Raw genomic sequence first — 19117 nt, forward strand, 5'->3', positions numbered from 1 at the left:
CATGCGCAACCTCAGCATCACCGACCGCCTCCGCAACCTCATCGGCATCGACCGAACCCAGACCCGCCTCAGGCTCCGAAGACTCGGACTCGACAGACTCCGACGCCTCATCAGCGGTCAGCGCTTCGGCAGCATCCTCACCCTCGACGGCGACGGCATGCGCAACCTCAGCATCACCGACCGCCTCCGCAACCTCGTCGGCATCGACCGAACCCAGACCCGCCTCAGGCTCCGACGACTCGGGGTCGACAGGCTCCGACGACTCGGGCTCAGGCTCATCATCGGTCAGCGCCTCGGCAGCATCCTCACCCTCGACAGCGACGGCATGCGCGACCTCAGCATCACCGACCGCCTCCGCAACCTCGTCGGCATCGACCGAACCCAGACCCGCCTCGGGCTCAGGGTCGGACTCTTCAGCGGTCAGCGCCTCGGCAGCATCCTCACCCTCAACCGCCACAGCGTGCGCGACATCGGCGTTCTCCACCGCCTCCGCAACCTCATCGGCATCGACCGAACCCAGACCCGCCTCAGGCTCCGACGACTCGGGCTCAGGCTCAGGCTCTTCAGCGGTCAGCGCCTCGGCAGCATCCTCACCCTCAACGGCGACAGCATGCGCAACCTCAGCATCACCGACCGCCTCTGCAGCCTCGTCGGCATCCACCGACCCTAGACCCGCCTCCGGCTCGGCAGTCTCATCGGCAGGATCGACGGGCGCGACGAGCTCATCACCCTCGGCGACCTCGTCGCTGTCCACGGTCTCCAGATCGGCTTCACGGTCACTCGAGGCATCGTCGTCCTCGGCAGCCACGATCGCCGCCGCGACCACTCCGGTCGTCGACGCACCCAGCGCCACGTCCTTGACGACGTCTTCTGCACGCGACTCGCCGCGCACCTCGCCGTCCACGGGCTTTCCGCGCAGCGACAGCGGATCTTCACGACCCTTGGGCGCGACCATGATGTACACGACCGCGGCGATGAACACGAACGTCGACGTGAACGTGTTGATCCGGATGCCCGCGATATGCGTCGCCGCGTCACTGCGCATCAGCTCGACCCAGAACCGGCCCACGCAGTAGCCCGCGACGTACAGCGCGAACAGCCGGCCATGCCCGATACGGAACCGTCGATCGACCAGGATCAGCGCGGCGAAAACCAACAGGTTCCACAGCAATTCGTACAGGAACGTCGGGTGGACGATCTCGATCAGCTGGCCGGTCGACACACCGTTGAGCGAATCCGGCACACCCGCCGAATTCACTCGCTCGTAGATCTCCAGGCCCCAGGGCATCGTCGTCTCGCGCCCGTAGAGTTCCTGGTTGAAGTAGTTGCCCAGCCGTCCTATGGCCTGGGCCAAGATGATGCCCGGCGCTATCGCGTCACCGAACGCGGGCAGCGGTATCTCCCGCCGCCGGCACGCGATCCACGCCCCGACCGCACCCAGGGCGACCGCGCCCCAGATTCCGAGCCCGCCGTCCCAGATCCGCAGTGCAGCAACGAATCCCGCGCCGTCCTCACCGAAGTAGGTGCGCCAGTCGGTCATGACGTGGTAGAGCCGGCCGCCGATCAGGCCGAACGGCACCGCCCACAATGCGATGTCGTAGATGACGCCCGGTTCACCACCGCGTGCCACCCAGCGCCGATCGCCCAGTACCAACGCGGCCACGATGCCGGCGATGATGAACAGCGCGTACGCGCGCAGCGGGAAGGGGCCGAGATGCCACACCCCCTGCGCCGGACTCGGGATGTATGCCAGCACCGTCGACGTCACGCAGTGACCCTTTGCCTTACCCCGTCAGCCAATTCTTCTGTCAGCGCCCGCATCGCCGGAATGCCATCGGTCAGCGCGGACACCAGCGCCGAACCCACGATCACACCGTCGGCATACGAACCGATCTGGGCGGCCTGCTCCCGCGAGCGCACACCCAATCCGACTCCGACCGGAACGTCGGACAAATCCTTGATGCGCCGCACCAACTCCGGCGCGGCATTCGACACCGCGTCCCGGGCGCCCGTGACACCCATCGTCGAGGCGGCGTACACGAATCCGCGCGACGCGTCGACGGTCGCGCTGAGCCGCTCAGGCGTGGACGACGGCGCCACCACGAAGATCCTGTCGAGATCGTGCGCTTCCGACGCCGCCAGCCATTCGTCGGCCTCGTCCGGGATCAGATCCGGGGTGATCAACCCCAGACCGCCCGCCGACGCCAGATCCCGACTGAACGCATCCACGCCCTTGCTCAGCACCGGGTTCCAGTACGTCATCACCACGGCGCTTCCGCCGGCGGCACTGATCGCCTCGACAGCTCGCAACGTGTCCCGCACCTTCACCCCGCCACGCAGCGCCACTTCGGTGGCGGCCGCGATGACCGGCCCGTCCATCCCCGGATCGGAGTAGGCGATGCCCACCTCGATGATGTCGCAGCCCGCCTCGACCAGGGCGACCATCGCGGCGATCGAGGTGTCCACGTCAGGGAACCCGGTCGGCAGGTAGCCGATGAGCGCCGACCGGTTCTCGCTGCGGCAGGCCTCGAAAACACTGGCCAGACGACTCATTTCCGACCGTCCTCGAACAAACCGAACCAGCGCGCTGCGGTCTCGACGTCCTTGTCTCCGCGCCCCGACAGATTCACCAGGATGATCGCCCCCGGCCCGAGTTCTTGACCGAGCTTCATCGCGCCCGCGACCGCGTGTGCCGATTCGATCGCCGGGATGATGCCCTCGGTACGGCTCAGCAGCGACAACGCATCCATCGCCTCGGTGTCGGTGATCGGCTTGTACTGCGCGCGGCCGACGTCCTTGAGCAACGCGTGCTCGGGACCGACCCCTGGGTAGTCCAAACCCGCTGAAATCGAATGGGATTCGACCGTCTGACCGTCTTCGTCCTGCAGGAGGTACGAGTACGAGCCCTGGAACGCACCCGGCGATCCACCGGTGAACGTGGCCGCGTGCCGTCCGGTCTCGACGCCGTCACCGGCCGCCTCGTATCCGACCAGGCGCACCGCGGGATCGTCGATGAACGCGTGGAAGATGCCGATCGCGTTCGAGCCGCCCCCGACACACGCCACCACCGCGTCGGGCAGCCGCCCGGCCTGGTCGAGCATCTGAGCGCGTGCCTCGAGTCCGATGACTCGCTGGAAGTCGCGCACCATCATCGGGAACGGGTGCGGTCCCGCCGCCGTCCCGAACGCGTAGTACGTGCTGTCGGCGTTGGTCACCCAGTCCCGGAACGTCTCGTTGATCGCGTCCTTGAGAGTCTTCGAGCCCGACTCGACCGCGACCACCGTGGCACCGAGCAGACGCATCCGCGCCACGTTCAGCGCCTGACGGGCCGTGTCGACGGCGCCCATGTAGATCACGCACTCCAGGCCCAGCAGCGCGCACGCCGTCGCTGTCGCCACCCCGTGCTGGCCGGCGCCCGTCTCGGCGATGACCCGCGTCTTACCCATCTGCTGGGCCAGCAGGGCCTGCCCGAGCACGTTGTTGATCTTGTGAGAACCGGTGTGGTTGAGGTCTTCTCGCTTCAGGAAGATCCGCGCGCCACCGGCATGCTCGGCCATCCGCTCCGCCTCGTACACCGGTGAGGGCCGACCGGTGTAATGCCGCTGCAGCCGATCCAACTCGTCGAGGAAATTCTGATCCCCGCGCGCCTTCTCGTAGGCCGCGGTCACCTCTTCGATGACGGCCATCAACGCTTCGGGAACGAACCTGCCGCCGTACACGCCGAAATGGCCGCGCGCATCGGGATCATGGGAGGTCGGTTCGGCCACTGCGGCGCTGGCGCGCGGCAGTTCCGGTTCCAGGTGAGTGGTCACTTAGCGCGCAGGTTTCGGGCACGACGGATGCGTACCGGCGGTGACGAGGTCAGCGACGGCACTGCGGGGATCACCACTGGTCACCAGACCCTCGCCGACCAACACGGCGTCGGCACCGGCACCGGCGTACGCCAGCAGGTCCGCTGTCCCCCGCACACCTGACTCGGCGACGCGGATGACGTGGCTCGGCAGCCCCGGCGCGATGCGCGCGAAGCAGTCCCGGTCGACCTCGAGTGTCTTCAGGTCTCGGGCGTTGACACCGATCAGCGTGGCTCCGGCCTGCAGCGCACGGTCCGCCTCTTCCTCGGTGTGGACCTCGACGAGCGCCGTCATCCCCAACGACTCGGTGCGTTCGAGCAGAGACTCCAGCGCCGGCTGTTCGAGCGCGGCGACGATCAGCAGCAGCAGATCGGCGCCGTGGGCCCGCGCCTCATGGATCTGGTAGGGCCGCACGATGAAGTCCTTGCGCAGCACCGGTATCGACACCGCCGCGCGCACCGCGTCGAGATCGTCGAGCGAGCCGTGGAATCGGCGCTGCTCGGTCAGGACGCTGATCACCCGGGCGCCGCCGTCTTCGTAGGCCCGCGCCAGCTCCGCCGGATCGGCGATCGAGGCCAGCTCACCGCGGGACGGGCTGGCGCGCTTCACCTCGGCGATGACGCCGATGCCGGGCGCCCTCAGCGCCGCCATCACGTCCAGGGGCGCGGGCGCTTTCTTTGCCTGTTCCTTGACCTCGGCCAGGCTGACGACGGCCTCGCGGGCGGCGACGTCAGCACGCACCCCATCGAGGATGGAGTCGAGGACGGTAGCCGAACCCATAGCTGTCGTTTCCCTTCCCCTGACGGCCGTTTGATTCTTGATGAAGGGTAGTCGCCACGACACCACAGCCCGTCACCGCCCCTTCTTGTCCATCGTGGTCGGGTCGTTGCCCGCATCCAGCGCGTCCCAGATCATCCGCTCCGACATCGTCTCCCCGGTGTCCGTCTGCTCGGCCGGGCGGCGCGCATAGCGGGCGGTGTCGGCACCGGCGCGGGTCGCCGACCGCAGCAGCAGCACCGCTCCGAACAGCGACAAGGCCGCCGCCACCAGCGTCAGCGCCGCGCCCAGAGAGTGACGTTCGGTTCCCATCAACTCGGCGATCGGTATTTCGGCCAGGCGGGCGGCCCGGGCCCCCACATCGGGCACGACCCACAGGCTGATCGCCAGATAACCCATCCCCGCGCTGGCACCCGCGACCAGCACCGCCAAGATGCGCATCGGCCAGCCGCGCACCGCCAGCGCGGCGACCGCCGCGGCCAGCACGACCAGTGCGAGCGGGACCAGCGCCGTCGACCAGGTCGCACCCGTCAGATCCTCGGTCTTGGGATGGGTCAGCCCGTCGAACGAGGACACCTGCACCCAGGTCAGACGGGACGCCCCCCACAGCGCCGCCGCGGCGAGAAGCAGGGCCAGCTGCCCGAGCCGCGTCACGGCTCGCTCAGCGTCTCGGCCGCGGCGATCGCGTTCAGCACCGCGCGGGCCTTGTTGGCGGCCTCGTTGTACTCGTACGGGCCGTTGGAGTCCGCGACGACGCCGCCGCCGGCCTGGACGTAGGCGGTGCCGCTGCGCATCAGCGCCGTCCGGATCGCGATCGCGAAATCCGCGTCACCGGCGAAGTCGAGATAACCCAGCACGCCGCCGTACAGGCCGCGCCGCGTCTTCTCCACCTCTTCGATCAGCTCCATCGCGCGGACCTTCGGCGCCCCCGAGAGCGTGCCCGCCGGGAAGCAGGCCGTCACCGCGTCGAGGGCCGTCTTGCCGTCGGCGAGCAGCCCGGTCACCGTCGACACCAGGTGCATGACGTGGCTGTAGCGCTCGACGTGGCTGTAGTCCTCGACCTTGACCGTGCCCGGCCGGCAGACCCGGCCCAGATCATTGCGGCCGAGGTCGACCAGCATCAGGTGCTCGGCCCGTTCCTTCTCGTCGGAGAGGAGCTCCTTTTCCAGGAGCACGTCCTCTTCCTCGGTCTCCCCGCGCCACCGCGTGCCGGCGATCGGGTGGGTGGTGGCCCGGCCGCCCTTCACCGTCACCAGGGCTTCGGGGCTGGATCCGACGATCGAGAAGTCCAGGCCGCCGTCGCCGTCGGGCACGTTGAGCAGGTACATGTACGGACTGGGGTTGCTGACCCGCAGCATCCGGTAGACGTCCAGCGGGTCGGCGTCGGTGTCCATCTCGAAGCGCTGCGACGGCACGACCTGGAAGGCCTCACCTGCCTCGATGTCACCGACCAGCTTGTCGACGATGGCGGTGTACTCCTCGACCGTGCGCTGCGAGCGGTGCAGCGGCGCGGGACGGGAGAACGTCGCCACGGTCGACGCCAGGGGTTCGGCCAGCGCCGCGGTCATCACGTCCAGCCGGGCGACCGCGTCCTCGTAGGCCTCATCGACGCGCTCATCGGTGCCGTTCCAGTTCACCGCGTTCGCGATCAACGTGATCGTGCCCTCGTGGTGGTCCACCGCGGCGATGTCGGTGGCCAGCAGAAGCACCATGTCGGGCAGGCCGAGATCGTCGACCGCGAGCTCGGGCAGGCGCTCGAGGCGGCGCACGAAGTCGTAGGCGAAGTAGCCGACCAGGCCCGACGACAACGGCGGCAGACCGGGCACCGGCGCGGTCTGCAACAGGGTCAGCGTCGCGCGCAGCGCCGCCAGCGGATCACCGCCCGACGGCGCATCCTGCGGGGTCACGCCGAGCCACGCCGCGTGACCGTCGCGCACGGTCAACGCCGACGGCGCACCCGCGCCGATGAACGACCACCGCGACCACGACCGCCCGTTCTCCGCGGACTCCAGGAGGAACGTTCCGGGGCGGTTGGCCGCGAGCTTGCGGTACGCCGAGAGCGGAGTCTCGCTGTCCGCGAGCACCTTGCGGGTCACCGGCACTACGCGGTGCTCGGCGGCCAGCGCCCGGAAGTCCTCACGCGACGTCGTCACAGTGAGACTGGCGGTGGACTGCACACCGGCATTCTCCCAGACGTAGGTTGTAAAACATGAATCGTGGTGACACCGTGGCCGAGTTCTCGCTGCCCGACCAGACCGGTACGACGCGGTCGTTGACCGACCTGCTCGCCGACGGTCCGATCGTGCTGTTCTTCTACCCCGCCGCGATGACGCCCGGATGCACCAAGGAGGCATGCCACTTCCGCGATCTGGCCGCCGAATTCGCCGCCGTCGGCGCCACCCGCGTCGGCATCAGCGCCGACCCCGTCGACAAGCAGGCACGCTTCGCCGATCAGCAGAAATTCGACTACCCGCTGCTCTCGGACACCGACGGCACGGTCGCGACGCAGTTCGGCGTCAAGCGCGGGCTCCTGGGCAAGTTCATGCCGGTCAAGCGCACCACGTTCGTCATCGACACCGACCGCACCGTGCTCGACGTCGTCGCCAGCGAGATCAGCATGGACAGCCACGCCGACAAAGCGCTGCAGACGCTGCGCAAGCGTCAGTCGGCCTGACCCAGCAGCAGGTCGGCGTCGAAGCACGTGTGAGCGCCGGTGTGGCAGGCCGCGCCGACCTGGTCGACCTCCAGCAGCACGGTGTCGCCGTCGCAGTCCAGCCGCACCGAATGCACGCGTTGCGTGTGGCCCGACGTCGCACCCTTGATCCACTGCTCGCCGCGTGACCGCGAAAAATACGTTGCCTCACGGGTTTCCAGCGTCCGAGCCAGAGCGTCGTCGTCCATCCACGCGACCATCAGCACCTGGCCGGTGCCACGCTCCTGCACCACCGCGGCGAACAGCCCGTCGGCATTGCGCTTGAGTCGCCCAGCGATCTCGGGGTCCAGACTCATCGCACTGTCAGACCTTCTGCGCGCATCGCCGCCTTCACTTCGCCGATGGTCAGCTGCTTGAAGTGGAAGACGCTGGCCGCCAGCACGGCGTCGGCCCCTGCAACAACGGCGGGCGCGAAATGTTCCACCGCGCCGGCCCCGCCGCTGGCGATCACCGGCACCGACACCGCACCGCGCACCGCCCGCAGCATCAGCAGATCGAAGCCGGCCTTCGTGCCGTCGTAGTCCATCGAGTTCAGCAGGATCTCCCCCACACCGAGCTCCGCGCCACGCGCCGCCCATTCGATCGCGTCGATACCGGTGCCGCGACGCCCGCCGTGCGTGGTGACCTCCCAGCCCGACGGTGTGGGCTCTGAACCCTCGGGCACGGTCCGCGCGTCGACCGACAGCACGATGCACTGCGAACCGAACTGCCGCGACAACTCTGAGAGCAGCTCCGGGCGGGCGAGGGCAGCGGTGTTCACCGACACCTTGTCCGCACCGGCGCGCAGCAGCATGTCCACGTCGGCCACCGACCGCACCCCGCCCCCGACGGTCAGCGGGATGAACACCTGCTCAGCCGTGCGGCGCACCACCTCGAGCATCGTCGAGCGTCCCGACGACGACGCCGTGACGTCCAGGAACGTCAACTCGTCGGCGCCCTCGGCGTCGTAGACCGCGGCCAACTCGACGGGATCGCCCGCATCACGCAGGTTCTCGAAGTTCACGCCCTTGACCACGCGCCCGGCGTCGACGTCCAGGCACGGGATCACGCGGGTTGCGACGTCACCACCGGTGCTCACAGGTAGTCCTTGGGGTCGCCGGCCGAACCGATCAGGTCGAGCATCTCCTCGTGGACGCCGGGGGCCGCCACCAGCGCCGACGGCGACGTCACCGTCCACGGCTCCCCCGCCATGTCGGTGACGATGCCGCCCACGGCACGTACCAGCGCAACGCCCGCGGCGTGGTCCCAGATGTGATGCCCGAAACTCATGGCGCCCCCGAGGATTCCCGCCGCGACATAGGCCAGATCGATCCCGGTGGCACCGTGCATCCGCATCCGCGAGCACTGCTTGCTCAGGTTGGACAGCACCGCTGCCCGGTACCGGCCCGGGTAGCGGCCGCGCGACTCGATGTTGAACGTGCCGGTGCCCACGATGGCATCGCAGAGCCCGGTCTGCTCCAGCCGAGAGAGCTCCTGGCCGTTGCAGCGCGCCGGGCCGTCGACCGCCGCGGTGTAGCGCTGCCCCATGAACGGCAGCCACGTCAGGCCCAGCGTCGGCTCGCCGTCGACCAGCAGACCCAGCAGGATCGCCGCCATCGGTGACCCCGCGGCGTAGTTGAAGGTGCCGTCGATCGGGTCCAGGACCCAGACCAGCTCCGAATCGACGGATTCCCCGCCGAATTCCTCGCCGTGCACTCCGATACCGGTCAGCCGCTGCAACTCGGCGACCACGCGGCGCTCGATCGCGAGATCCACCTCGGTGGCGAAGTCGTTGCCCTTCTTGGCCACCGCCGAGTCGGCACCGTGGCCGGCGATGAACTGTGCCGAAGCGCCGTCGAGAATTCCCGCGGCCGTGTCGAGGAGCTCGGCGAGCTGGCGCGCGTCGAGCGTCACGTGCCGACCGCGGCCAGGGCCTCAGGCAGCGTGAACCGGCCCGCGTACAAAGCTTTTCCGACGATCGCGCCTTCGACCCCCACGCCGGTCAGCGTCGCGATCGCGCGCAGATCGTCCAGACTGGACACCCCGCCCGACGCGATCACCGGGGCGTCGGTGCGCTCGCACACCGACGACAGCAGCTCCAGGTTGGGCCCGTTGAGCGTGCCGTCTTTGGTGACATCAGTGACCACGAAGCGCGAGCAGCCCTCCTTGTCGAGCCGCTCCAGCACCGTCCACAGGTCGCCACCGTCGGTTTCCCAGCCGCGGCCGCGCAACCGGTGTTCACCGTCTGCGATCAACACGTCGAGCCCGACGGCCACCTTCTCGCCGTGCTCGGCGACCACGCGGGCGCACCACTGCGGGTTCTCCAGCGCCGCCGTCCCGAGGTTCACGCGGGCGCAGCCGGTGGCCAGCGCCGCGGCCAGCGACTCGTCGTCGCGGATGCCGCCGGAGAGTTCCACCGCCACGTCGAGCGTCCCGACGACCTCGGCGAGCAGCTCGCGGTTCGACCCGCGGCCGAACGCCGCGTCCAGGTCGACGAGGTGAATCCACTCCGCGCCGTCGCGCTGCCACGTCATCGCCGCGTCCAGTGCCGAGCCGTACTCGGTCTCACTGCCGGCCTGCCCCTGAACCAGGCGCACGGCGCGCCCCTCCACCACGTCGACGGCGGGCAACAGGACCAGTTTCGGTGCATTCACGCCGGTCAACTTAGCGCCCCGATCCAGTTCGACAGCAATTCGGCGCCGGCGTCCCCGCTCTTCTCCGGGTGGAACTGCGTGGCCGACAGCGGGCCCGCCTCGACAGCGGCCAGGAACGGCACGTGGTGGGTCGCCCAGGTGAGCGTCGCGTCCGGATCGCCCTCCCACTGCTGGGCGGCGTAGGAGTGCACGAAGTAGAAGCGCGTCGCCGGATCCATACCCCGGAACAGCACACTCTCGGCGGGGGCATCGACGACGTTCCAGCCCATGTGTGGGATCACCGGCGCGTCGAGGCGGACCACCGCGCCCGGCCACTGCCCGCACCCGGTCGATTCGACGCCGAATTCGACGCCGCGGGAGAACAGGATCTGCATGCCGACACACACGCCCAGAACGGGACGTCCGGCGGCGACGCGCTCGGCGATGATCTGCTCGCCGCCGACCTCACGCAACCCGGCCATGCAGGCCTCGAACGCGCCCACGCCCGGCACCATCAGGCCGTCGGCGGCCAGCGCGGCACCCTTGTCGGCGGTCACCTCGACCTGCGCACCGACCCGCTCGAGCGCCCGCTGAGCCGACCTCAGATTTCCCGAGCCGTAGTCGAGCACGACGAGTTTGGTTGTCACAGAATCACTCTCACAAGGTCCCCTTGGTCGACGGCACGCCGCTGACCCGCTCGTCGTACTCGACGGCCTCACGCAGTGCGCGCGCCACGGCCTTGTACTGCGCTTCGGTGATGTGGTGCGGATCGCGACCGTAGAGCGTGCGTACGTGCAGCGCGATGCGCGCGTTGAACGCGATCGATTCGAAGACGTGCTTGTTGACCACGGTGTGGTACGGCGCCTGCGAGCCCGCGATGGTGAAGCTGACCATGAACTCCGGTTCCCCGGTGTGCACGAAGTAGGGCCGGCCCGAGACGTCGACCGCGGCGTGCGCCAGCGACTCGTCCATCGGGATGAACGCGTCACCGAACCGGCGGATACCGCTCTTGTCGCCGAGCGCCTGACCCAGCGCCTGGCCCAGCACGATCGCGGTGTCCTCGATCGTGTGGTGGCCCTCGATCTCGATGTCACCGACGGCTTTCACCGTCAGGTCGAACCGGGCGTGGCTGCCCAGCGAGGTCAGCATGTGGTCGAAGAACGGCACACCGGTGTCGATGCTCACCTGCCCGGTGCCGTCGAGATCGAGCTCCACGACGATGTCGGATTCCTTGGTCTTGCGTTCGACCTTGGCGTACCTGTGGGGACGGCTCACTTCACTCCTTGTCGGGCACTGGCGCTCAGCAGTGCGTCGTTCTCGTCGGCCAGGCCGATCGTGGTGCGGAGGTAGCCGGGGATACCGACGTCGCGGATCAACACCCCGGCCTCCAGGTAGGACCGCCACGTCGCGGCGGCATCGGCGAACTCCCCGAACAGCAGGAAGTTGGCGTCGCTGGGAATCACCCGAAAACCCATGTCCGTCAGGCCCTTCGAGACCCGCTCGCGTTCGCTGATCAGCGTCGCGACGCTGCCGAGAGTGTCGTCGGCGTGGCGCAGCGCGGCCCGGGCGGCGGCCTGGGTCAGCGACGACAGGTGATACGGCAGACGCACCAGGAGCATCGCGTCGACCACGGCAGGGGCGGCCACCAGGTAGCCCAGCCGGCCGCCGGCGAACGCGAACGCCTTGCTCATGGTGCGCGACACCACGACCCGCGTCGGGTACTCGTCGATCAACGCCAGCGCGCTTGGCTGCGAGGAGAACTCGCCGTAGGCCTCGTCGACGATCATCACCCCGCCGGCCATCGCGTCGAGCAGCAACCGCAGATCGTCGAGCGACACACTCTGCCCGGACGGGTTGTTGGGGCTGGTGACGAACACGACGTCGGGGTTGTGCTCCTTGATCGCGGTGGCGGCGACGGCGGCGTCGAGGCCGAAATCGTCGGCTCGGTGGGCGGCCAGCCACTGCGTCTGGGTGCCGTCGGAGATGATCGGGTGCATCGAGTACGACGGCACGAAGCCGATCGCGCTGCGGCCCGGCCCGCCGAACGCCTGCAGCAGCTGCTGCAGGATCTCGTTGGATCCGTTTGCGGCCCAGACGTTCTCCACACCGACGCGGACCCCGGTCTGCGAGCTCAGATAGGCGGCCAGATCGGTGCGCAGCGCCACGGCGTCACGGTCGGGGTAGCGGTGCAGCTCGGCGGCGGCCTCGCGCACCGATGCGGCGACGTCGTCGATGAGCGCCTGCGTCGGCGGGTGCGGGTTCTCGTTGGTGTTCAGCCGCACCGGCACCGAGAGCTGCGGCGCCCCGTACGGCGACTTACCGCGAAGATCGTCGCGCAGCGGCAGTTCCGCCAGCGTGGTGGTCTGACCGGGGTTCACCTCTCGAACCTCCGCCGCACCGCTTCGCCGTGACTGGGCAGGTTCTCGGCGTTGGCGAGCGTGATCACATGTCCGGCAACGTCTTTGAGTGCGGCCTCGGTGTAGTCCACGACGTGGATGCCGCGCAGGAACGTCTGCACCGACAGCCCGCTGGAGTGCCGGGCACAGCCCGCCGTGGGCAGGACGTGGTTGGAGCCGGCGCAGTAGTCGCCGAGGCTCACCGGGGACCAGGCGCCGACGAAGATCGCGCCCGCGGAACGGACCCGCGCGGCGACATCGGCCGCGTCGGCCGTCTGGATCTCCAAGTGCTCGGCCGCGTAGGCGTTCACCACGCGCAGGCCGGTGTCGACGTCGTCGACCAGCACGATCGCCGACTGCTGACCGCCCAGCGCGACACTCACCCGCTCGCGGTGCACCGTCGTCTCCAGCTGGCGAGCCAGCTCGGCGTCGGTGGCGTCGGCGAGCGCGGTGCTGTCGGTGACCAGCACGCTGGCGGCCATCTCGTCGTGTTCGGCCTGGCTGATCAGATCGGCGGCGACGTGCACCGGGTCGGCGGTGTGGTCGGCCAGGATCGCGATCTCGGTGGGGCCGGCCTCGGAGTCGATGCCGACGCGGGAGCGACAGATCCGCTTGGCGGCAGTGACGTAGATGTTGCCCGGCCCGGTGATCATGTCGACGGGTGCGAGTTCGGACCCGTCGGTGTCCGTGCCGCCGTAGGCCAGCAGCGCGACGGCCTGGGCGCCGCCGACGGCCCACACCTCGTCCACGCCGAGCAGCGCCGCGGCGGCCAGGATCGTCGGATGCGGTAGGCCCTGGAACGGCTCGGGGTTCGAGGCCTGAGGCGGGCTGGCGATCACCAGCGACTCCACACCGGCCGTCTGCGCCGGGACGACGTTCATCACGACGCTGGAAGGGTAGACGGCGTTGCCACCGGGGACGTAGAGGCCGACCCGCTCCACGGGCACCCAACGCTCGGTGACCGTCGCGCCGGGGGCGAGCGTGGTGGTGGTGTCGGTGCGGCGCTGATCGGCGTGCACGGCGCGAGCGCGCTCGATCGCCACCTCGAGCGCGATCCGGACGTCGGTGTCGAGCGCATCGAGAGCAGCGCGCAGCCGGTCAGCGGGCACGCGGACCTGCTCGGGCCGCACGCCGTCGAACGAGGCGCCGTACTCGAGCGCGGCGTCGGCGCCGCGCTCTGCGACCGCTTCGACGATCGGCCGGACCTTGGGCAGCACCGCGTCGACGTCGACACCACCTCGGGGCAACGCGGTCCGCAGACGGGCGGCCGACAACGTCGTGCCGCGCAGGTCGATGCGCCGCAGGAGCGGTGGCGATACATTCACGCTGACCATTGTCCCAGAGCAGCACAAATCAGAATCGGAGGCGTCATGCCGGACCGGCCGAGCAGGAGCAGCCACCCCAACAACGCGCCGGGCGTGCCGATGATCTTTCCGCCGTGGTTCGAGAAGCTGCAGATCAAGTACATCAACCCACTGCTGCGGCCGCTGTCCAAGCGCATGCCGGGTCTCGCGGTGATCCACCATCGCGGCCGCACCTCCGGCACCGAGTACGAGACGATCGTCACGCCGTACCGCAAGGGTTCGGTGCTGGCGGTCGGACTGGCGCACGGCAAGACGAACTGGGTCAAGAACGTGCTGGCCGCCGGCGAGGCCGACATCCGGATCGGTAGCGAGACCCTGCACCTCGTGCGGCCGAGGGTGCTGCCCGCCGGCACCATCGACCCGTCGCTGCCCCGGATGGCTCAGATGGTCGCCAAGCGATCCGGCGTCTTCGTCGCGGACATCAGCTCGTGAGCGCGGCACCATGACACCGCAGATGTGGCTGGCGTTCTTCGGCGCGGCCATCCTGATCGCGATCTCCCCCGGCGCGGGCGCCATCCAGTCGATGGCCACCGGTCTGACCCACGGGGTGCGCCGCGGCTACTGGAGCATCCTGGGCCTCGAGATCGGGCTGATGCTGCAGCTGACGCTCGTGGCGATCGGGCTGGGCGCCGCGGTCGCGAACTCGATCCTGGCGTTCACGATCATCAAATGGCTGGGCGTGGCCTATCTGGCCTACCTGGCGTTGCGGCAGTGGCGCAGCGTCGGGGTCGACCTGCGCGCCCAGATGGACCAGGTAATCGCCGGCGGTCGCGGTGCACTGGTCGTGCGCGGGTTCCTGGTCAACGCCACCAATCCGAAGGGGCTGCTGTTCTTCCTCGCGGTGATGCCGCAGTTCGTGGTGCCGAGCGCGCCACTGATTCCGCAGTACGTCGCGATCGGGGTCACGATGGTCGTCGTCGACCTGGTGGTGATGGGTCTCTACACCGGCCTGGCCGTGCGACTGCTGACGTGGCTGCGCACCCCGCGGCAGCAGACCGTGCTCAACCGGGTGTTCGCCGGCCTGTTCGCCGCCGCAGCGGTGGTGCTGTCGCTGCTGCGCCGCGGGCCGATACCGGCCTGACGGTCAGCGACAGCGGTTGCTGACCGCGGCGCTGGCCGCCTCGGCCGCCTTCAGCCGCTTGGCCTGCTCCGGATCGGTGTTCGACGCGCCCGCGGTGGCAGCCGCACCGATGTCGAGCACGGCGTCGGCGAACGTCCGGACCGTGTCGGCGAGATCGGGCGGGGTCGCCGGGTCGAGGCGGGCCAGCAGGTACAGGCCGCCGTCAGACAGCGCCAGCCGGGCGTTGGCCGCGGCGGCCAGCGAGCCGCTGATGTCGTCGGGCGCGGTCACGTTGGTGTTGGTCGCCACGCCCGCGCGGACCGTGGCGAACGCGGTGCACACCCGCGCCGTCGCCGCGGAGCGCTGCTCGTCTGTGTAGCCGGGATCGCGATCCAGCGTGCGGACCAGCGCGGCCGCCGACAGGCCGGTCGACAGCAGCGCCACCGCGAGGGCCAGACCCGGTGAGACACGCATGCGTTACAGGTCCAGACCCAGGTCGAGCACCCGCACCGAATGCGTGAGCGCGCCGACGGCCAGGTAGTCGACCCCGGTGCCGGCGTAGTCGGCGGCGCTGTCCAGCGACAACCCGCCCGAGGACTCCAGCATCGTGTGCGGTGAGCGGGTGGCCCGGCGCTGCACGGCGATCTGCGTCTGCCACACCGGGAAGTTGTCGAGCAGCACCAGCTCGACACCCTCGGCGAGTACCTCGTCGAGCTGCTCGAGGGAATCGACCTCGACCTCGCACGGCAGATCCGGCGCCACCTCACGCACAGCGCGCAGTGCCGCCACCACCGACCCCGCGGCCGCCACGTGGTTGTCCTTGATCAACGCCGCGTCACCGAGCCCCATCCGATGGTTGACACCGCCACCGACGCGGACGGCGTACTTCTGCAGCGACCGCATGCCCGGCAGCGTCTTGCGGGTGTCCCGGATCTGCGCCCCCGTGCCGGCCACCGCGTCCACCCAGGCCGCGGTGGCGGTGGCGATACCGGAGAGGTGGCACACCAGATTGAGCATCGTGCGCTCGGCGGTGAGCAATCCGCGCGTAGGCCCTTCGACGACCAGCGCCGCGCCGCCCGGCTCGAGCCGGGTGCCGTCGGGTACTCGATGGACCACCCGGTAGCCGTCCCTGCCGAGCACCTCGTCGAACACGATCAGCGCGAGATCACCGCCGGCGATGACACCCACTTCCCGCGCCACCACCGATGCCGTCGTGGTGGCACTCTCGGCCACCGTGGCCAGGGTGGTGACATCGGGTCCGTAGCGCAGATCCTCGTCGAGGGCCCGGGAGATGATCGACCGGGCGTCGGCCTCCTCCGCCCCGGTGAGCGTCGCGGCCATCACCGGCAGCCCGTCGTGACCGGACCGCGCACGATGCTGACCGCCTGGGCGGGATCGGTGTCGGGATGGTCGCTGCGGTGATGACACCCGCGGGTCTCGGTGCGCGCCCGCGCCGCGGCACCCACCATGCCGGCCACCGCCGTCAGCGCGGCGTCCTCGAAGACGCTGCGCGAGGACAGCATTCGCGGTTGCGCTGCCTCGAGTTCGGCGGCCAGCCGGCCCAGCCCGGCGTCATCGCGGACGACGGAGGCGTACCTGCTCATCGCGTGCTGCAGCGACGGGCGCGCGAGCACCGGCCGCACCGACGGTTCCGCGACGACCACGCGCGGCGGACCGGCGAGTTCAGCGTGCTCGGCGGCAGCGACGCCGGCGCGGCCGCCGACCACCAGGCCCTCCAGCAGGCTGTTGGATGCCAGCCGATTCGCGCCGTGCATCCCGGTGCGGGCCACTTCCCCGGCGGCATACAACCCGTCGATCGCGGTGCGGCCGTGCACGTCGGTGACCACGCCGCCGCAGCTGTAGTGCGCACCCGGAACCACCGGAATCGGTTGCTGCACCGGGTCGATGCCCGCGGCACGGCAGGCGGCCGTGACGGTCGGGAACCGGCGAGCCACGTCGGCCACGGTGCGAGCGTCGAGGTAGACGCACGCATCGCCGGAGGCGCTCATACGTGCCTCGATGGCCGCCGCGACGACATCACGAGGCGCGAGGTCACCCATCGGGTGCACGCCGGACATCACCGGTTCGCCGTGCCGGTCGACCAGCGACGCGCCCTCTCCACGCAGCGCCTCGGTGATCAGCGGTCGTCGACCGGAGGCCGACCCGGTGTAGAGCATCGTCGGATGGAACTGCACGAACTCCACGTCGGAGACCGGCACACCTGCCCAGATCGCCAGTGCGACACCGTCTCCCGTGGAACCTTCGGGGTTCGTCGTCGCGCGGTACAGGTGCCCGGCGCCGCCGGTGGCCAGGATGACCGACGGCGCGTAGACGGCCCCCGGGCCGTCCTCGCTGAGCACCGAGACCCCGGCGACGGCGCCGTCGTCGATCAGCAGATCGAGAGCGACGTGATTGCGGCGGATGTCCAGCGATGCCGCGGCGTGGTCCAGCGCGCGCTGCACCTCGGCGCCCGTGGCGTCACCGCCGGAGTGGATGATACGTCGGCGGGTGTGCCCACCCTCTCGGGTCAGCGCCCAGCGCCCAGGCGACGACTCGTCGAAATGTGCTCCCGCACCGACTAATTCGGCCACTGCGCGAGCGCCGTCGGCAACGATGGAGCGCACCGCCTCGGCATCGCACAGCCCGGCGCCGGCGACGAGCGTGTCGGCGACGTGCGCGTCGACGGAGTCGTCGGAGCCCTTGACGCTGTCGGGCAGCACCACGGCGATCCCGCCCTGGGCGTAGAACGTCGCCGTCTCCGCCGCCTTGCTCAGCAGGATCACGCGGCTGCCGCGGCGGTGCGCGGCCAGCGCGGCGGCGAGACCGGCCACCCCGGTCCCGATGACGACGACGTCCGCGCGCAGACGCCAGCCGCCCGAACCGCCGCAGCCCGTGCCGGTGGTGGTCATTCCCCGCCGCCGGGCTGACCGATCTCGATCATCCGCGTGACACTGGCGCGAGCCCGCGCGGCGGTGTCGGGATCGACGTGCACCTCGTCGGCACCCTCTACCAGGCAGCGCAGCATGGCCGCAGGCGTGATCATCTTCATGTAGCGGCAGGACGCCCGGTCGTTGACGGCCTGGAAGTCGACATCGGGTGCGGCGCGGCGCAATTGGTGCAGCATGCCGACCTCGGTGGCGACCAGGACCTGGCGGGCACCGGTCTCACGGGCGGCGTCCAGCATGCCACCGGTGGACAGGATCTTGACCCGCTCCTTCGGGTAGGCCCCCTCGCCGGCGAGGTAGAGGGCCGAGGTGGCGCAGCCGCACTCGGGGTGGACGAACAACTCGGCGTCCGGATGCGTGCGCGCCTGCTCGGCGAGTTCGTCACCGTTGATGCCCGCGTGCACGTGGCATTCCCCGGCCCAGACGTGCAGATTCTGCCGGCCCGTCATCCGGCGCACGTGGGCACCCAGGAATTGATCCGGGCAGAACAGCACCTCGCGGTCGGCGGGGATCGATGCGACCACCTCGACGGCATTGGAGGACGTGCAGCAGATGTCCGTCTCGGCCTTCACCGCGGCCGTGGTGTTGACGTAGGACACGACGACGGCGCCGGGGTGCTCGGCCTTCCAGGCACGGAGCTCGTCTGCGGTGATGGAGTCGGCCAGCGAGCAGCCGGCGCGCTGATCGGGAATCAGTACCGTCTTGTCGGGTGAGAGGATCTTGGCGGTCTCGGCCATGAAGTGCACCCCCGCGAACACGATCGTGTCCTCGGGCGCCTCGGCGGCGATGCGCGACAGAGCCAGCGAGTCGCCCACGTGGTCGGCGACGTCCTGGATCTCCGGCAGCTGATAGTTGTGCGCCAGCAGCGTGGCGCCGCGCAGATCCAGCAGTCGCCGGACCTCGGCCGCCCAGGCGGCGTCCCCCTCGACACCGGTGTAGCCGTCGGGGCCGTCGACGATGCGGTCGGCGCTATCGGTCGCGAGCACGGTCATCGCCGTCTCCTTACCTTGGACGAGGTTTTCGACTTACAATCGAAAACATGCCACATCGTAGCACTCACCACGAAGTCCTGGCCGTGGTGTTTCAGGTTCGAGGAAACGCCCTGAACGTGCTGCTCTGGCAGCGGGCGCTGGACCCACAGCGCGGCCGCTGGGCGTTGCCCGGCGGCAGGCTCGGCCACGACGAGACGCTGACCGACTCCGTCCGCCGCCAGCTCGCAGAGAAGGTCGACCTGCGGGAACTCGCCCACCTCGAACAATTGGCGGTGTTCTCCGAACCCGACCGCGTGCCCGGTGACCGCGCCATCGCCTCGACGTTCCTGGGCCTCGTACCCTCCCCCGCCCTTTCTCTTATACACATCCGACCCACCCGACGCTATGCCCTCTGTAGTGCTCGGTGG

At 69.7% G+C, this 19117-nt stretch carries 22 protein-coding genes; 4 read left to right on the forward strand and 18 right to left on the reverse strand.

Annotated features, from left to right (window positions below; genetic code table 11):
* The 6 genes from lgt to DMB80_RS26220 all read right to left on the reverse strand — a co-directional run.
* Positions 1-1768: prolipoprotein diacylglyceryl transferase (gene lgt / locus DMB80_RS26195; protein WP_111512509.1), on the reverse strand; the 1768-nt coding region annotated here is incomplete at its 3' end.
* The gene (gene trpA / locus DMB80_RS26200) at positions 1765-2553 is read right to left on the reverse strand and encodes a tryptophan synthase subunit alpha (protein WP_111512510.1); all 789 of its coding nucleotides are present in this window, start codon (positions 2551-2553) and stop codon (positions 1765-1767) included. The genes trpA and lgt, both read right to left, overlap by 4 nt.
* Positions 2550-3812, reverse strand: a complete 1263-nt coding sequence (gene trpB / locus DMB80_RS26205; protein ID WP_111512511.1) for a tryptophan synthase subunit beta — start codon at positions 3810-3812, stop codon at positions 2550-2552. Before trpB ends, trpA begins: the two co-directional genes overlap by 4 nt.
* Positions 3813-4631, reverse strand: a complete 819-nt coding sequence (trpC, locus tag DMB80_RS26210) for an indole-3-glycerol phosphate synthase TrpC (RefSeq protein WP_046365398.1) — start codon at positions 4629-4631, stop codon at positions 3813-3815.
* Positions 4632-4703: 72 nt separating this feature from the next.
* Positions 4704-5282, reverse strand: coding sequence for a TIGR02234 family membrane protein (locus DMB80_RS26215; protein WP_111512512.1), 579 nt, complete (start codon positions 5280-5282; stop codon positions 4704-4706).
* The gene (locus DMB80_RS26220) at positions 5279-6805 is read right to left on the reverse strand and encodes an anthranilate synthase component I (protein WP_111512513.1); all 1527 of its coding nucleotides are present in this window, start codon (positions 6803-6805) and stop codon (positions 5279-5281) included. The genes DMB80_RS26215 and DMB80_RS26220 overlap by 4 nt, the downstream gene beginning before the upstream one ends.
* Positions 6806-6837: 32 nt before the next feature.
* Here DMB80_RS26220 and DMB80_RS26225 point away from each other — a divergent pair, with 32 nt between their 5' ends.
* On the forward strand, positions 6838-7302 hold the full coding sequence (locus DMB80_RS26225) for a peroxiredoxin (protein WP_111512514.1): 465 nt from the start codon (positions 6838-6840) through the stop codon (positions 7300-7302).
* On the opposite strand, the gene hisI is transcribed toward DMB80_RS26225, so the two are convergent.
* Genes hisI through hisD form a run of 8 tightly spaced genes read right to left on the reverse strand, consistent with a single transcriptional unit; the run spans position 7290 to position 13683 of the window.
* Positions 7290-7637 carry a phosphoribosyl-AMP cyclohydrolase gene (hisI, locus tag DMB80_RS26230; protein ID WP_111512515.1) on the reverse strand — a complete coding sequence of 116 codons (348 nt, stop codon included), beginning with the start codon at positions 7635-7637 and terminating at the stop codon, positions 7290-7292. The genes DMB80_RS26225 and hisI overlap by 13 nt on opposite strands.
* Positions 7634-8419 (reverse strand): imidazole glycerol phosphate synthase subunit HisF, encoded by a 786-nt coding sequence (gene hisF / locus DMB80_RS26235; RefSeq protein WP_111512516.1) that lies wholly within the window; start codon positions 8417-8419, stop codon positions 7634-7636. The genes hisI and hisF overlap by 4 nt, the downstream gene beginning before the upstream one ends.
* Positions 8416-9234 carry an inositol monophosphatase family protein gene (locus tag DMB80_RS26240; protein ID WP_073685094.1) on the reverse strand — a complete coding sequence of 273 codons (819 nt, stop codon included), beginning with the start codon at positions 9232-9234 and terminating at the stop codon, positions 8416-8418. The genes hisF and DMB80_RS26240 overlap by 4 nt, the downstream gene beginning before the upstream one ends.
* Positions 9231-9959, reverse strand: a complete 729-nt coding sequence (gene priA, locus DMB80_RS26245) for a bifunctional 1-(5-phosphoribosyl)-5-((5-phosphoribosylamino)methylideneamino)imidazole-4-carboxamide isomerase/phosphoribosylanthranilate isomerase PriA (protein WP_240431402.1) — start codon at positions 9957-9959, stop codon at positions 9231-9233. Before priA ends, DMB80_RS26240 begins: the two co-directional genes overlap by 4 nt.
* 20 nt (positions 9960-9979) lie before the next feature.
* Positions 9980-10600, reverse strand: coding sequence for an imidazole glycerol phosphate synthase subunit HisH (hisH, locus tag DMB80_RS26250; protein ID WP_111512518.1), 621 nt, complete (start codon positions 10598-10600; stop codon positions 9980-9982).
* Positions 10601-10610: 10 nt separating this feature from the next.
* Entirely contained in the window at positions 10611-11228 is a 618-nt protein-coding gene (gene hisB / locus DMB80_RS26255) for an imidazoleglycerol-phosphate dehydratase HisB (RefSeq protein ID WP_048422092.1), read from the reverse strand.
* Complete coding sequence (locus DMB80_RS26260) at positions 11225-12331, reverse strand: histidinol-phosphate transaminase (protein ID WP_111512519.1); 1107 nt, start codon at positions 12329-12331, stop codon at positions 11225-11227. The genes hisB and DMB80_RS26260 overlap by 4 nt, the downstream gene beginning before the upstream one ends.
* Positions 12328-13683 (reverse strand): histidinol dehydrogenase, encoded by a 1356-nt coding sequence (hisD, locus tag DMB80_RS26265; protein WP_111512520.1) that lies wholly within the window; start codon positions 13681-13683, stop codon positions 12328-12330. The genes DMB80_RS26260 and hisD overlap by 4 nt, the downstream gene beginning before the upstream one ends.
* 36 nt (positions 13684-13719) lie before the next feature.
* Between hisD and DMB80_RS26270 the strand changes: the two genes are divergently transcribed.
* Both DMB80_RS26270 and DMB80_RS26275 read left to right on the forward strand, forming a co-directional pair.
* Positions 13720-14145, forward strand: a complete 426-nt coding sequence (locus DMB80_RS26270) for a nitroreductase family deazaflavin-dependent oxidoreductase (protein ID WP_111512521.1) — start codon at positions 13720-13722, stop codon at positions 14143-14145.
* 10 nt (positions 14146-14155) lie between these two features.
* Positions 14156-14794, forward strand: coding sequence for a LysE family transporter (locus DMB80_RS26275; protein ID WP_111512522.1), 639 nt, complete (start codon positions 14156-14158; stop codon positions 14792-14794).
* 3 nt (positions 14795-14797) lie between these two features.
* Here DMB80_RS26275 and DMB80_RS26280 read toward each other — a convergent pair whose 3' ends face one another.
* From DMB80_RS26280 to nadA, 4 genes are read right to left on the reverse strand one after another with little or no spacing between them, the layout of a single operon-like run.
* Positions 14798-15247: a hypothetical protein gene (locus DMB80_RS26280; protein ID WP_111512523.1), complete on the reverse strand. Its 450-nt coding sequence runs from the start codon at positions 15245-15247 to the stop codon at positions 14798-14800.
* 3 nt (positions 15248-15250) lie between these two features.
* Positions 15251-16114 (reverse strand): carboxylating nicotinate-nucleotide diphosphorylase, encoded by an 864-nt coding sequence (gene nadC, locus DMB80_RS26285; protein WP_111512524.1) that lies wholly within the window; start codon positions 16112-16114, stop codon positions 15251-15253.
* Positions 16114-17682 (reverse strand): L-aspartate oxidase, encoded by a 1569-nt coding sequence (locus DMB80_RS26290; RefSeq protein ID WP_111512525.1) that lies wholly within the window; start codon positions 17680-17682, stop codon positions 16114-16116. Before DMB80_RS26290 ends, nadC begins: the two co-directional genes overlap by 1 nt.
* Positions 17679-18710 (reverse strand): quinolinate synthase NadA, encoded by a 1032-nt coding sequence (nadA, locus tag DMB80_RS26295; RefSeq protein WP_048422098.1) that lies wholly within the window; start codon positions 18708-18710, stop codon positions 17679-17681. Before nadA ends, DMB80_RS26290 begins: the two co-directional genes overlap by 4 nt.
* Positions 18711-18757: 47 nt before the next feature.
* Between nadA and DMB80_RS26300 the strand changes: the two genes are divergently transcribed.
* Positions 18758-19117: NUDIX domain-containing protein (locus DMB80_RS26300; RefSeq protein WP_162938723.1), on the forward strand; the 360-nt coding region annotated here is incomplete at its 3' end.

This window comes from Mycobacterium kyogaense (genome assembly GCF_003254575.1).
Taxonomy (GTDB): Bacteria; Actinomycetota; Actinomycetes; order Mycobacteriales; family Mycobacteriaceae; genus Mycobacterium; species Mycobacterium kyogaense.

Excerpts from the sequence above, each read along its gene's own strand:
- DMB80_RS26280 (WP_111512523.1), bottom strand. The coding sequence starts at position 15,247 with ATGCGTGTCTCACCGGGTCTGGCCCTCGCGGTGGCGCTGCTGTCGACC.
- DMB80_RS26290 (WP_111512525.1), bottom strand. The coding sequence starts at position 17,682 with ATGACCACCACCGGCACGGGCTGCGGCGGTTCGGGCGGCTGGCGTCTG.
- DMB80_RS26275 (WP_111512522.1), top strand. The coding sequence starts at position 14,156 with ATGACACCGCAGATGTGGCTGGCGTTCTTCGGCGCGGCCATCCTGATC.
- trpA (WP_111512510.1), bottom strand. The coding sequence starts at position 2,553 with ATGAGTCGTCTGGCCAGTGTTTTCGAGGCCTGCCGCAGCGAGAACCGG.
- trpC (WP_046365398.1), bottom strand. The coding sequence starts at position 4,631 with ATGGGTTCGGCTACCGTCCTCGACTCCATCCTCGATGGGGTGCGTGCT.
- hisI (WP_111512515.1), bottom strand. The coding sequence starts at position 7,637 with ATGAGTCTGGACCCCGAGATCGCTGGGCGACTCAAGCGCAATGCCGAC.
- DMB80_RS26270 (WP_111512521.1), top strand. The coding sequence starts at position 13,720 with ATGCCGGACCGGCCGAGCAGGAGCAGCCACCCCAACAACGCGCCGGGC.
- nadC (WP_111512524.1), bottom strand. The coding sequence starts at position 16,114 with ATGGCCGCGACGCTCACCGGGGCGGAGGAGGCCGACGCCCGGTCGATC.
- DMB80_RS26225 (WP_111512514.1), top strand. The coding sequence starts at position 6,838 with ATGAATCGTGGTGACACCGTGGCCGAGTTCTCGCTGCCCGACCAGACC.
- nadA (WP_048422098.1), bottom strand. The coding sequence starts at position 18,710 with ATGACCGTGCTCGCGACCGATAGCGCCGACCGCATCGTCGACGGCCCC.
- hisD (WP_111512520.1), bottom strand. The coding sequence starts at position 13,683 with ATGGTCAGCGTGAATGTATCGCCACCGCTCCTGCGGCGCATCGACCTG.